The sequence below is a fragment of the Vibrio sp. 10N.222.47.A9 genome (assembly GCF_963872585.1).
Classification (GTDB): Bacteria; Pseudomonadota; Gammaproteobacteria; order Enterobacterales; family Vibrionaceae; genus Vibrio; species Vibrio splendidus.
Map to the genome: position 1 here is coordinate 14,767 of NZ_CAWNBB010000098.1, position 938 is coordinate 15,704.

Annotated in this window: 6 tRNA genes; all 6 read right to left on the reverse strand. The window is 46.5% G+C overall.

Annotated elements, in window-relative coordinates:
• Positions 1-70 precede the first annotated feature (70 nt).
• Positions 71-146 (reverse strand) — tRNA-Gly (locus AACT19_RS24315).
• A 75-nt stretch (positions 147-221) separates the two neighbouring features.
• Positions 222-298: transfer RNA gene (locus AACT19_RS24320), tRNA-Met, on the reverse strand.
• Positions 299-401: 103 nt separating this feature from the next.
• Positions 402-477: transfer RNA gene (locus AACT19_RS24325), tRNA-Gly, on the reverse strand.
• A 59-nt stretch (positions 478-536) separates the two neighbouring features.
• A tRNA-Met gene (locus AACT19_RS24330) sits at positions 537-613 on the reverse strand.
• A gap of 61 nt (positions 614-674) precedes the next feature.
• Positions 675-750, reverse strand: a tRNA-Gly gene (locus tag AACT19_RS24335).
• A 59-nt stretch (positions 751-809) separates the two neighbouring features.
• Positions 810-886 (reverse strand) — tRNA-Met (locus AACT19_RS24340).
• Positions 887-938 lie beyond the last annotated feature (52 nt).

Here is a 938-nt window from a genome sequence, read left to right on the forward strand (position 1 = left end):
CATCCCGCGTCCGGATGCATTATTTGAGTTAATGACTCTATATTCCCAACATCAATCCTAAGAAAGAAATTGGAGCGATACATCGGGTTCGAACCGATGACCTCAACCTTGGCAAGGTTGCGCTCTACCAGCTGAGCTAGTATCGCTTAGTTAACCGTTAAACTTATCTGCTAGAAACTAAGTTCTTACTGCAAAGAAGCTATCAACGTTTAGCTGTAATGTGGTTGCGGGAGCCGGATTTGAACCGACGACCTTCGGGTTATGAGCCCGACGAGCTACCAAACTGCTCCATCCCGCGTCCGGATGTTTCTCTTTTCGCATCATTACCGTTTAAGACAATGAGACTAAACCATTTTCATTCTGAGTACTTTCTCTAGGAGATGACTTCTTAGAACTGAATTTGGAGCGATACATCGGGTTCGAACCGATGACCTCAACCTTGGCAAGGTTGCGCTCTACCAACTGAGCTAGTATCGCATAAGCTAACCGTTCATCTTTTCTGCTCAAAAGCATCAAATCAACGTTCAACTGTAATGTGGTTGCGGGAGCCGGATTTGAACCGACGACCTTCGGGTTATGAGCCCGACGAGCTACCAAACTGCTCCATCCCGCGTCCGGATGCATTATTTAAGTTAATGACTCTATATTCCCAACATCAATCCTAAGAAAGAAATTGGAGCGATACATCGGGTTCGAACCGATGACCTCAACCTTGGCAAGGTTGCGCTCTACCAGCTGAGCTAGTATCGCATAAGCTAACCGTTCATCTTTTCTGCTCAAAAGCATCAAATCAACGTCTAACTGTAATGTGGTTGCGGGAGCCGGATTTGAACCGACGACCTTCGGGTTATGAGCCCGACGAGCTACCAAACTGCTCCATCCCGCGTCCGGATGCATTGTTTAAGTCAATGAGTCTATTCCCAACATCAATCCTAAGA